Here is a 12,697-nt window from a genome sequence, read left to right as displayed (position 1 = left end):
AAATAATAATTTTTCGATAATAACTTACTGGGTCAGAAAATGGAATATCCGGTGAAAAAGCCCTTGCTGCATTGTCTGGATGTATCAATATGATGCCGGGTTCCTCCCGGTAAATATTTAGGTATCCCCCCATGACTCGCGGCTTCAGTCGTGCATGATGAACATTCCAGCAGCAAAGTCATCAGGTTAGAAAGATATCTGCATTTTGTCAGTGCACAAAGAGTGACTTCCTTATATGAGAACGATTATTAAAAATGAACATGTAAAAAAAGGCCTGCTATTAGCAAGCCACAAAGATTTTAACTCATTTCTTGTTCGCTTCTGATAAATAGGGTAAATACGCAATTAAATTTGAAGCAGAGAACATAACGAAAATGCTATAAATATTTCCGGGACGCATCGAGAATTTCCTGTGACATTAACTGTCTGTCAGAGGCTACGTAAATAACATCATGATCACCGGTTAATGAAGGAAAGCCTGCAGACATAATCTGTAGATGTGTTTCTTCACCGTTTGGGTATTCCTGTCTGATTGAGGATGTCCCCTCAGGAACGGTCATGACTTTACAGGATTCGGTATTAAAGAAAACGAGTACTTTTATCATATGCCACCATAATTCTGTTAGTCTTTCCCGTCACTCTCTTCTATCAGTGATGTTAAATGACAATGCCATTAAAATACAATCAGGGACGTGATGATTTCGAAGGCAGCCTCGACTCTTACATATTTTATTATTTAACAATCAGTTAGCTTCTGCTTTCATGCTTTCATGCTTTCATGCAGCAGCCCTGCACTTCATCACATCGGTCAGCACACTCATAATTGCGAAAAACATGTTGACCTGATATTAAAAATAACCGACTTTCTCTGATTTAATGTATGGACCTGTCTACTCAGGAATAATCCTTCATCGTTGTCGCAGGCCCACAAATCTTCATTTATCGCAAAGTATTACGTTTGTAGCAGCAGGCCCTTTTTCACCACTCTGCATGGCGAACTCAACTTTCTGCCCTTCAAATAAGGTATTGAAATTCTCACCATGGAGCGCGGAGAAATGGACGAAGACATCCTTGCTTCCGTCAAGAGGTGAAATGAAACCAAAACCTTTATCTTCGTTAAACCATTTTACCAAACCTTTAATTCTTGTAGACATACTGACTCCCGTTATACATGATAGTATTAATAGTAAACGTATAGTATTAAAGGTATGACTCAAAAAGAGGGGATATCAGCGATAGCACCTGGTAATGAGGACTGACCAGAAAATGTTTAACGTTCGTTTGTACATTGAACTAACAGGATTCATTAAGGCACAGGGAATCGATATAAGCAAATTATTTTTTTAGCCATCCAGAAGTCCTGCAGGAAAATTAAATGTGGCAATATACTATTTTGAATGTATAGTCTTTACGTGTTTTCAATAAGGATTTGACTTGTCCCATAAAATGACAGGCATTGTCAAAAGCTTTGACATTCTCAGTGGTAAAGGCCTCATCATCCCATCTGATGGACGAAAAGACGTTCTGCTTCACATTTCAGCCGTTAACTCCCGCGAATCAGAATTACTCATCCCAGGAAGCCGCATAGAATTCTGTCGGATCAATGGTCCCAGAGGGCCTGTGGCTGCGAACATTTACCTCTCCTGAATTTCAGGGTCTCAAAATAAACAGATTAAAACTTAACCATATGTGATACGGTGAAGTTCATTCATTGAAAGGTTAATGGTTATGTCTATTATCAATTACGCAATGAAATTCTTCAGCGGTGCATCTACTGCCACTGTTGTCTGCACTGTTTGTGGTTTCAAATCAGTTCAACCGATGGCAAAAATCCGGCGCAATCAGGCCATGCTTTGCCCTCGGTGTAAAGCCCTGTTTATCTCACGGCGCTAGTATCAACTGATCCACCGTGGACAGAACCATCGTCTATACTTAAGTTAAATCCCAGCAGCTGTTAAATCCCTGATGCCTTACGCCCATCCTGAGAGAACGTTTCTGAACTGATTTCGCAACTGCTCCTGCGCGCTAATGTCGCATCAGAGCAATGCTATGAAAATGAACCCCAGAGCGTGGTTTAACCGCTCCCGTATTCCGGTGAATGCTGCCGAAAACGTAACGTTTTCGGCGAACGATCCTGCAAGCGAAAGCACTCCGCGGTCAGAACTCTTTTCGACTGCCCAGATGGAACGCTATGGTCAGAAGCTGGCGCGGACCCATAAAGTATCACCGGATAAACATCCCTATTATCTTCTGAAACGGCTTGGCGACAATGAGGCCGTTATCACCCAAAACTGCTATGAGCTTAATGCAGGTAAAAAGACCAGTATCATGCCCGCCGGGGAGTGGTTGCTGGACAATTATTATCTGATTGAGGAACAAATCCGTACCGTCCGCCAGCACTTGCCGAAAAGTTTTGGTAAAGGTCTCCCGTCGCTGATGTCGCCGCTGAATTGCCCAAGAATTTATCATATCGCATCAGAGGCCATTGCTCACGGTGATGGCCGCTGGGATGCCACCAGTCTGACCAGCTATCTCGCTGCCTATCAACAGGTGACGCCGCTGACACTAGGTGAAATCTGGGCATTACCGGGAATGCTGCGCCTGGCGCTGATTGAAAATCTTCGTCGTATCAGTATGGAAGTGATAAAAGCGCAACAGGACAGAAACCTGGCAGATACGTGGATAACCAGGATTTTCGAATGTGCAGAGAGTGCGCCTGGTGATTTAATTATGGTGGTTGCCGATTTGGCGCGCTCCCGTCCTCCGTTATCCAGCGCGTTTGTCGCAGAACTGGTGCGGCGTCTGCAGGGGCACGGCAACGCGCTGTCGTTACCTCTTACCTGGGTTGATCAGTGCCTTCGGGAACAGGGAGTCACCACTGACATTCTCATAAATAACTTCAATCAACAGCTTGCCGCCAGCCAGCTGTCTGTCAGTAACAGCATCGCAGGTCTGCGATTACTGGGTGAAACGGACTGGGCTGATTTCGCCGAAACGATAAGCGTCGTCGAACAGGCATTAAGCAATGATCCTGCCGGTATCTATCCCCGGATGCACTTCAATACCCGGGATTATTACCGGCACGTAGTTGAGGTCCTGGCCAGAGACAGTGGGCTCAGCGAGCCTGAGGTTGCTGACAGGGTGCTGGCGCTTTCAGAGGAAAAAGCCCCCAATACACCGGAACATCATATTGGTTATTATCTCGCCGGCGAAGGTCGACAGGCACTGGATATACATCTTCTGGCAGACACCTCAAGACTCATACGCTTGCGGCACAGTTTCAACAGAATAACCCTGCTGTCATGGCTTGGCAGCCTGGCGTTGTTGACAACCGCAGCGACCGCGGCAATATTGCACGAAACTGCCATGCAGGGCGCAGGTTGGTTGTTAATCGCGGTGATATTACCTCTGGTTATCGCTTTAACTCAGTTAATGAGTGATTTACTCAGTGACGCAACCACCCGTTTTCGCGTTCCTCGCCCCTTGCCGGGGATGGATTTTTCAGCCGGTATTCCCGCTGACAGTGCCACTATGTTAGTCATTCCCTGCATGTTGACCAGCCGCGAAAGTTTCAGCCAGCTCCTCACCAGTCTTGAAGTTTGCTGGTTGGGGAATGAAAACGAAAATCTCAGGTTCGCGCTGCTCACTGATTTTGCAGATTCTGAAAATGAACCCTCGCCGGAAAGTCACGCGCTGCTCAGACAGGCTATCGCTGATACGCAGGCGCTGAATCGGCGCTACCCCTCCGGTCGACCACGTTTTTATCTGTTACATCGTCAGCCTGAATGGAACCCCTCGGAAGGAATGTGGATGGGCTACGAACGCAAGCGGGGAAAACTGGCGTTGCTGAACAGCTGGTTGCGCCATCCGGGAACGCAATTCGTCAGCGTTGCAGACATGCCGGCCCACCTTTTACCGGATCACATTAAATACGTCATTACCCTGGACAGTGATACGGTGTTGCCGCGCGATACGGCTCACAAACTGGTCGCGGCGATGGCCCATCCGTTGAATACGCCAGAGTATGATCCGGTACGCCAGAGGGTGGTCAAAGGATTTGGTATTTTACAACCCGGTCTTGCGGAGGAGATACCACGTAACGGTCAGGGGCGTTACGCCGCCCTGCGCAGCAGCATACCGGGTAATAACCCCTATTCTATGATGTCTTCGGATATCTATCAGGATCTCTTTGGGGAAGGATCGTTTGTGGGCAAAGGGATTTACGATGTTGACATTTTTATGCAGGCCACTGCCAATACCTGCCCGGAAAATCTGGTTCTCAGCCATGATCTTCTCGAAGGATGCTATGCACGTTCGGGTCTGCTGAGCGAGGTATTACTGTATGAACAGTACCCTAATAATTATCTGTCGGATGTTGCACGACGTTCACGCTGGATCCGGGGTGACTGGCAACTGCTTAACTGGCTAAAACCACGCGTCAGAAAAGCCGATGGAACCCGGGTCAGGAATCCGCTGACCGCACTTTCTTACTGGAAATTACTCGATAATCTACGTCGCAGTCTGGTCGCCCCCTCCTTACTGGTATTGCTGTTCTTCACTCTGCTTTGGGTACCCAATCCGGTTTACTGGCTGGGCATACTGTTGCTGATATGGCTGTTGCCAGCCATCCTCTGCATTAGCCACGACCTTCTGCATAAACCTCTGCGTCGCCGCGTGAAGCCGCATCTGTTACTGGTGGGGGCGGGCGCGCTAAAGCGTCTGTCAGGTATCAGCCTTAATTTTGCGATACTGCCGCACGAAGCCGGATATTCGCTGAAAGCGATCGCCGTGACGCTATGGCGACTGGGGATCAGCAGGCGTCACCTCAGCCAGTGGGTCAGCCACAGCCAGGACAGCAGTCAGGCCAGACCCACTGTTGCACGTTTTTATCAGGCGATGTGGCTGAACGTTGCCGGTGGCGTGGCGCTGACAATACTGACCGGACAATTTGCCCCCCAGCTGCTGTGGATTGCGTTACCGATCGGTTTGGTATGGTGTGTGGCCCCGCTGCTGATGAGCTGGCTGAGTCGCCAGCCCGTGCGTAAGGTTTTTTCGCCAACTCAGGAACAAAAACAGCTGTTACGCCAGACAAGTCGTGAAATCTGGGCATTTTTTGAAACCTTTGCCACAGAAAAAGAGAACTGGCTTCCGCCTGATAATTATCAGGAAATACCACAACCGACGGTGGCACACCGAACTTCTCCTACCAATATTGGTCTTTCCCTTATGGCTAACCTGACGGCATGGGACTTTGGCTACCTGCCCGGCGGAGAGGTGCTCCGGCGCGTGTCGCTCACGCTCGACACGCTGGATAAAATGGAGCACTACCGGGGCCATCTCTACAACTGGTATGACACCCGTACGCTGGTCCCCCTCAGTCCACGCTATATCTCAAGCGTCGACAGCGGCAACATGGCCGGGCATTTGTTGACCCTGCGTGCAGGCCTGTCCGCCATGCGTCTTCAGCCTGTTTTAAACAGCCAACAGATACTGGCAGGACTGAACGATACGCTGGATATTCTGGAAAAACAGTGGGGTAAGAACCCACCTGACAGCCTGAGATTGCTGCGCAAGCATTGCCTGAATGCGATGTCGCTCACTCCGCAGGCGTTTTTCAGCGAACTGAAAAGCATGCGCACCCAGTGCAACCATCTGACCAGCGCATGTCATCAGGGATCTCCTCTTCAGATGCGCTGGGCTGGACATCTGGAGCATCAACTGGTTCAGCTTTGCCATGAGTGGTCTCTGTTGCTTGGCTGGTTACCTGCATCCTGGAATGAACAGACGCTGCCGACGCTGAGCGAGCTTGCCCGTCCGACATTAACCGGTACAGGAACGCCTCCGGCATCAGTGGCGGAGCAGGCCCGAATGCGACTCAATATTATCACCGAGCTGGAACAGCGGCTGGATGAGCAAGCCCGGATGGATTTCGCCTTTCTGTACAGTGAAGCAACCAGTCTGCTCAGCGTCGGTTATAACTGTGACACCAATATGCCTGACAAGAGCCACTACGATCTCCTGCCGTCTGAAATCCGCCTGACCAGTTTTCTTGCCATTGCGACTAATCAGCTGCCTCTTAAAAGCTGGTACGCGCTGGGTCGATTGTTTACCACGATTGATAATGAAACTGCCCTGATGTCATGGAGCGGATCCATGTTTGAATATCTGATGCCGAATCTGGTGATGCCCACCTGGCCCGGCAGCCTGCTCGATGAAATGAGTCAGTCGGCGGTTATGCGCCAAATTCACTGGGGGAAAGAACGCGGGGTACCATGGGGTGTTTCAGAATCTGGCTATCATGCTTTTGATGTTCAGCATAATTATCAGTATCAGGCATTTGGCGTACCGGGGCTCGGTCTGCGCAGGGGACTTGCCGATGACATGGTTGTTGCGCCTTACGCCACGCTGCTGGCGCTGATGGTTTCCCCACAGAGAGCCTGTGAGAACCTGTTCAGGCTGCAAAAAAATGGTGCACGCGGAGAATACGGTTTTTATGAAGCGCTGGACTATACCCCCTCACGTCTTGCAACCGGTCAGCTCTATGCGGTGGTACAGTCCTGGATGGCGCATCACCAGGGTATGGCATTTCAGGCGCTGGCTCATGTGCTGCTTGACGCCCCCATGACTGAACGCTTTATGTCCAGCACGGTATTCCGGTCAGCGAGTCTGCTGTTACAGGAGCGCGTGCCGGATGCGGTCGATCTGTACAGTCCGCGCCGTCATTTTGAATCTCATGAGGGCAGGGTCAAACCCGTTCGCTATGAACCCCGTATTTTCTATAGCGTGGATACCCCCGCCCCGGATATTCAACTCCTGTCCAACGGCCATTATCATCTGATGTTGACCGCGGGCGGCGGTGGTTACAGTCGCTGGAATGATATTGCACTAACGCGCTGGCGCAGTGATACCACCCGTGATAACTGGGGAGCATTCTGCTACATCCGCGATACCCAGACGGGAGATGTGTGGAGCAATACCTGGCAACCAACAGGCTGCACCAGCGGACAAGACGAGGAAGTGTTGTTCACCGATGCGGGGGCAGAATTCAGACGCAGCTTAGGGGGACTCAGCGTCAAAACTCAGGTGGTGATCTCTCCGGAGGATGATGTTGAATTGCGACGGCTCACACTGATTCATCGTGGTCGCAAGCCTCGCTCTCTGGAGCTGACAACCTATGCTGAAGTGGTACTGGCACCTGATGCCAGCGATCTGGCACACCCGGCATTCAGCAATTTGTTTATTCAGACTGAGCTGGCTCCTGAGCGTGACGCTATTCTTTGCCACCGGCGCCCGCGCTCACCGGATGAACCGGGCCCTTGCCTGTTTCACATGATGGTGGTGCACGGCGATAACCGACATAACGTGTCGTTTGAAACGGACAGGGCAAGGTTTATTGGACGTGGCAGAAACCCTGCGAATGCACAGGCAATAGAGACGGGAGGGATGCTAGGCAACACGTCGGGCTCGGTGCTGGATCCGATACTGGCAATTCGCAACGCCATCATTCTGCAGCCGGGGCAGCCGGTTACGATTGATATCATTTATGGCATCAGCGAGACCCGTCAGCAGAGCCTGGCGTTGCTGGAGAAATATCGCGATTACCCTATCGCCGATCGCATCTTTGAACTGGCCTGGTCTCACAGTCTGGTGGTATTGCGCCAGATGAACGCCAGTGAAGATGATGCCACGTTGTTCAATAGTCTCGCCAGCGCTGTGCTTTACCCTGTCCAGGAGCTGCGCGCCGAAGGCCAGGCGATCGGCCGCAACCGGCGTGGCCAGTCCGGACTGTGGGGCTGGGCAATTTCAGGGGATCTGCCGATAGTGCTGCTGAGTATAACCAGCGAGGAAAGTATCACCTCAGTGACCACACTGATTCAGGCACACCGTTACTGGAGACAGAAAGGGCTGGATGTTGATTTAGTTATCCTGAATAACAGCCCCGGCGGCTACCAGCAGGGATTACAAAATCAGATTATGGAGTTAATTTATGCCGGGTCTGAAGCCAGTCTGCTGGATAAAAAGGGAGGGCTTTTTGTCCGCAACGGTGAGCATCTCTCCGCTGAGGATAAGTTGCTTTTGATGAGCGTGGCCTGTCTTTATCTTGATGACCGCGCAGGGGGTATTAATGAGCAGCTTAACCAGCGTATTCATACCCTGAAATCGCCGGCAAGGGCATTCATTCCGCGTGCTGTGCGCGAGCGTAATCAACATACTGACTGGAGCCCTGATACCAGTCAGTTATGCCATTTCAATGGGTACGGTGGATTTTCTCAGGATGGGCGGGAGTATCAGATCGTCCTTCGGGAAAATGCGCTTACACCGGCTCCCTGGTCGAACATACTGGCAAATTCTCGTTTTGGCAGTGTGATCTCAGAGGCAGGGCAGGCCTATACCTGGTATGAGAATGCCCATGAATACCGGTTGACGCCGTGGGAGAACGATCCGGTGAGCGATCGCAGCGGCGAGGCATTTTACCTGCGCGATGAAGAGAACGGGGAGTGCTGGTCGCCGACGGCTTTACCTGTTCGCGGACACGGTGATTACCTGACCCGCCATGGTTTTGGCTACAGCGTTTTTGCCCATCGTGAGAGTGGTATAGACAGCGAGTTGACGGTCCTGGTTGCTGAAGAAGATCCGGTTAAACTGGTGCTCCTGACGCTCAGTAACTCTTCGGGACGGACACGTCAACTTTCCGTCACAGGCTATGTAGAGTGGACGCTCGGAGAAACACGAACGCGCTCAGCCCCTCACATTGTGACACATGTGGCCAGAACGCCCGGCGGCTGCGGGATACTTGCGAATAACTTTTATGGTGATAATGGTGGCGGCCGAACTACATTTTTTGCCGTCAGCGGTAATGACTGTTCTCTGACAGGGGACCGACGGGAGTTTATTGGCCGTAATGGTTCCCTTCACGCCCCTTCGGCTATGAAACTGCAAAAGCTTTCTGGTAAGACGGGGGCCGGTCTGGATCCCTGCGGAGCGGTGCAATCGGCGGTTACATTAATTGACGGGGACCAGAGGACGTTTATTTTTATCCTCGGCGCAGAGGAGAATGATGTTTGTGCTCAGGAGACGCTGGCCCGCTACATGAACGAGGATACGGTCCGCCAGGAGCTGAACCGGATTCATAATCACTGGCACAATGTTCTCGATAAAATCGTAGTTAACACCCCCGACACGTCCGTAAATTTACTGGTTAATGGCTGGCTGTTGTATCAGACGGTCGCCTGCCGTCTTATGGCCCGGAGTGGCTACTATCAGTCTGGCGGTGCATTTGGTTTTCGCGATCAGCTGCAGGATACGCTGGCTCTGAGCCACGCTGCTCCGGACCGGATGCGTGAACAGATAATACTCTGTGCATCACGGCAGTTTATCGAGGGGGATGTGCAGCACTGGTGGCACCCGCCACACGGCAACGGTGTGCGTACCCGCTGTTCCGATGACTATCTTTGGCTGCCGCTTGCTGTTTGCCACTATGTTGAAACGACGGGGGATATGGATGCACTGGAAATACGCATTCCTTATCTGGAGGGACGCTCGCTTCAGCCTGGTGAAGAGTCTGTCTATGACACGCCGGTCATCAGCGGCACCGAAGAGACACTCTGGTTACACTGCGTCAAAGCTATTCACTATGGACTTCGCTTCGGGGAGCATGGCCTGCCGCTGATGGGGGCTGGTGACTGGAATGACGGGATGAACCGGGTGGGTATCGAAGGCAAAGGTGAAAGCGTCTGGCTGGGCTTCTTCCTGTACGACATTTTGCAGCGGTTTGCAGCGCTGGCGGAGCGCAGGCTGGATGAAAGCGTCGCCGCGATGTGCCGTTCACAGGCTCTGCGCCTGCAAAGTAATCTCGAAGCCCACGCCTGGGATGGGGAATGGTACCGGCGCGGGTATTTTGACGATGGTACTCCCCTGGGATCGAAAACCTCACAGGACTGCCGGATTGATGCGATTGCGCAGAGCTGGTCTGTATTGTCCGGCGCCGCGAGCCCGGGACGGTGCGCAAAGGCCATGCAGGCGCTGGATAAGCATCTTGTGGATAACGAAGGAGGGCTGATCAAACTGTTAACGCCTCCTTTCGACGGACACGGTCCAAATCCGGGCTACATACAGGGGTACCTGCCCGGCGTGCGGGAAAACGGAGGGCAGTATACGCATGGCGCCATCTGGGCAGTGATGGCCTTTGCCCGAATGGGGAATGCCGGACGAGCCTGGCAACTCTGGTCAATGCTCAACCCTATAAATCATACCCTGAATGCGGACTCTGTCGGGATTTATAAAGCTGAGCCTTATGTCATGAGTGCTGATGTCTACAGCGTCGCTCCCCATACCGGACGTGCAGGGTGGAGCTGGTATACCGGTTCCGCAGGCTGGGCCTGGCGTTTACTTACCGAGGAATTACTGGGGATAAAACGTTCCGGCACTGAGTTTAGTGTTCATGCCCGGTTACCGGATGAGTGGTCGTCTTTTTCTATGGCATATCAATATGGTGAAAGCCATTATCAGATTAGTGTTTCACGCGGCGATGCAGAATATTGCGTGACACTGGATGGTGTTCTCCTCCCTGATGACAGAATACCGCTGAAGGATGATGGACAAAACCATACGGTTGAGATCATTCAGAACTGACACTGAGCCCGGAGGTGCATTAACGTCTGCCGTTAATGCGCTGATTATCCCTGAGAACATCAATCGCAGTCTGCATGGCGATTTTGTCATCCCGCCTTTTTTGTTTGTCCTGCATGACCTGAAGGTATTCCAGCAAGGTGCGGGTATTAATCGGCCGGCCCTGTTTACCCACAGCCAGCACGGCTTCGCCAAGAATAATTTTCACTGGCGGTAGTTGTGCCGGATACCAGTCAAGGGTGTCTTCTGATTTCATCTTAAATTTCTCACGGAAGGGTAGTGTACCATAAATCAGACGTTCAATTTTCAATATCTGATATACTGATTCAGACACAACTTAACATAACTTATGCCAGTTATTTTTATATTAAAGCGTATAATAATTACTGTATTCCTCAGAGAATTATTTATGTCTTATACAAATGGGCTCAGGTATTTTAAAGAAAAACCGGTTCATGTTGCCTGCCCGGCATGCGCACACAGAGCCGATCAGAAAGCAGGTAAACTAAGAAAAGATGCGGTTCTTGAGTGCCCTGCCTGCGGACTGCTCTTCAGACCTTCAGAATGCTGGTGTATCGGCGGCTGATCAGCTTCTGCCACTTAACGTCAGTGATGTCGGGAAATGACAACATTTCTCCTGTACTGCAGTTGTCGAGGGTATGATAATGAAATCTAAAAAAACTTTTTTTATTGAAGGACATATCCTGTCAAACAGCTGTCACGGGCAGGCCGGTCAACCTTTCTGTATTCACCGGGTCAGGTTTAGTAATGGTAAATATGCGATTATACGGGTGGCATCCGGGATATGTTTCAAACCAGGCGAAATTATTCAACGAAACGATTGTGAGTGGTTTTATAAATTTACCAAAATTCGGCTTCTTTCTTTTGAGTACCTTGATGATGATGAATCAAGAAGACAATTTCTTGAGTATCAATGATAAAACATGGATTTATAACAGAATAACTTTGCTGGCTTACAATTCATTCCTGACTCTTTAAATTCTTTACCAGTCATTGCAAAAATATTTTTTCTGAATTTAGATGGGTTTAAATTGTCTAAAACAAAATGTATCGCTCAAGACGAATTGCTTCATTGTTTCCCTTTTGCGTTATAACCTTCATTAGCATTAAGGAAATTTATGGCACAGACTTTTACTCATAATTTACTCCATCCCCGCTACTGGCTTACCTGGACTGGTTTGGGTCTGCTGTGGCTTCTCGTTCAACTTCCTTACCCGGTTTTACATACTCTGGGCTCTGGTCTTGGAAAAATATCCAGACCCTTTCTGAAACGCCGGGAAGGGATTGCGAGTAGAAATATCGAACTGTGCTTTCCCGAGATGACACCGTTTGCCCGGAGCCAGATGGTCAATAAAAACTTTGTTTCTCTCGGGCTGGGACTGATGGAAACAGGAATGGCCTGGTTCTGGAGCGATGCGAGAGTCAAAAAATGGTTTGATGTCGAAGGGCTTGAAAACCTGACCGGTGCGACCAGAGGGGTAATGGTTGTCGGGATACATTTTATGTCCCTTGAATTGTGTGGAAGAGTAATGGGGTTATGCCATCCTATGATGGCAACGTATCGTCCACACAATAATCCATTAATGGAATGGGTACAGACAAAAGGGCGTATGCGTTCAAATAAGGCGATGATTAATCGACGTAATTTATCCGGTTTTGTTCATGCGCTAAAAGCTGGTGAAGCCGTGTGGTTTGCACCAGACCAGGATTATGGGTCTAAGGGAAGCGTTTTTGCACCTTTTTTCTCGGTAAAAAAAGCAGCCACGACGAACGGAACGTATGCTCTGTCAAAACTCGCTGGTGCAGACTTGCTCACACTTAGCATGATTCGACGTAGCGATAAAAAAGGTTATCACATGTATATCAGCAATCCGCTGTCAGGCTATCCAGGGGAGGACAAGGTCGCCGCAGCGGCTTATATAAACAAGATTATCGAGCGTGAAATTCTCCGTGCCCCTGAGCAATACCTGTGGATGCATCGCAGGTTCAAAACGCGTCCCGAAGGCGAAGCCTCTTTATATAATTGAACCATTCTACTTGTCATGTA

Annotated in this window: 8 protein-coding genes; 5 read left to right on the top strand and 3 right to left on the bottom strand. The window is 50.2% G+C overall.

Annotated elements, in window-relative coordinates:
- Positions 1–377: 377 nt before the first annotated feature.
- Both ABLU73_RS10545 and ABLU73_RS10540 read right to left on the bottom strand, forming a co-directional pair.
- Positions 378–605, bottom strand: coding sequence for a hypothetical protein (locus ABLU73_RS10545; RefSeq protein ID WP_071787616.1), 228 nt, complete (start codon positions 603–605; stop codon positions 378–380).
- 330 nt (positions 606–935) lie between these two features.
- Positions 936–1,154, bottom strand: coding sequence for a cold shock domain-containing protein (locus ABLU73_RS10540; RefSeq protein ID WP_023279058.1), 219 nt, complete (start codon positions 1,152–1,154; stop codon positions 936–938).
- 280 nt (positions 1,155–1,434) lie between these two features.
- Here ABLU73_RS10540 and cspF point away from each other — a divergent pair, with 280 nt between their 5' ends.
- The 3 genes from cspF to ABLU73_RS10525 all read left to right on the top strand — a co-directional run bounded on the left by cspF (position 1,435) and on the right by ABLU73_RS10525 (position 10,632).
- Complete coding sequence (cspF, locus tag ABLU73_RS10535; protein WP_071787615.1) at positions 1,435–1,647, top strand: cold shock-like protein CspF; 213 nt, start codon at positions 1,435–1,437, stop codon at positions 1,645–1,647.
- Positions 1,648–1,722: 75 nt separating this feature from the next.
- Positions 1,723–1,893 (top strand): YnfU family zinc-binding protein, encoded by a 171-nt coding sequence (locus ABLU73_RS10530; RefSeq protein WP_306305617.1) that lies wholly within the window; start codon positions 1,723–1,725, stop codon positions 1,891–1,893.
- Between the two features lie 156 nt (positions 1,894–2,049).
- The gene (locus ABLU73_RS10525) at positions 2,050–10,632 is read left to right on the top strand and encodes a glucoamylase family protein (RefSeq protein WP_348850183.1); all 8,583 of its coding nucleotides are present in this window, start codon (positions 2,050–2,052) and stop codon (positions 10,630–10,632) included.
- 19 nt (positions 10,633–10,651) lie between these two features.
- Here the strand turns inward: ABLU73_RS10525 and ABLU73_RS10520 are convergent, their stop codons facing one another.
- Positions 10,652–10,885 carry a hypothetical protein gene (locus tag ABLU73_RS10520; protein WP_004132711.1) on the bottom strand — a complete coding sequence of 78 codons (234 nt, stop codon included), beginning with the start codon at positions 10,883–10,885 and terminating at the stop codon, positions 10,652–10,654.
- 409 nt (positions 10,886–11,294) lie between these two features.
- Between ABLU73_RS10520 and ABLU73_RS10515 the strand changes: the two genes are divergently transcribed.
- Both ABLU73_RS10515 and lpxP read left to right on the top strand, forming a co-directional pair.
- Positions 11,295–11,567, top strand: a complete 273-nt coding sequence (locus ABLU73_RS10515; RefSeq protein ID WP_264923518.1) for a hypothetical protein — start codon at positions 11,295–11,297, stop codon at positions 11,565–11,567.
- Positions 11,568–11,768: 201 nt separating this feature from the next.
- On the top strand, positions 11,769–12,677 hold the full coding sequence (gene lpxP, locus ABLU73_RS10510) for a kdo(2)-lipid IV(A) palmitoleoyltransferase (RefSeq protein ID WP_023322469.1): 909 nt from the start codon (positions 11,769–11,771) through the stop codon (positions 12,675–12,677).
- The last annotated feature ends 20 nt before the right edge of the window (positions 12,678–12,697 follow it).

The organism is Klebsiella sp. GG_Kp175 (assembly GCF_040062325.1).
Lineage (GTDB): Bacteria > Pseudomonadota > Gammaproteobacteria > Enterobacterales > Enterobacteriaceae > Klebsiella > Klebsiella quasipneumoniae.
Note: the sequence above shows the minus strand (reverse complement) of the source record. Positions and strands in the feature narration are given on the sequence as shown.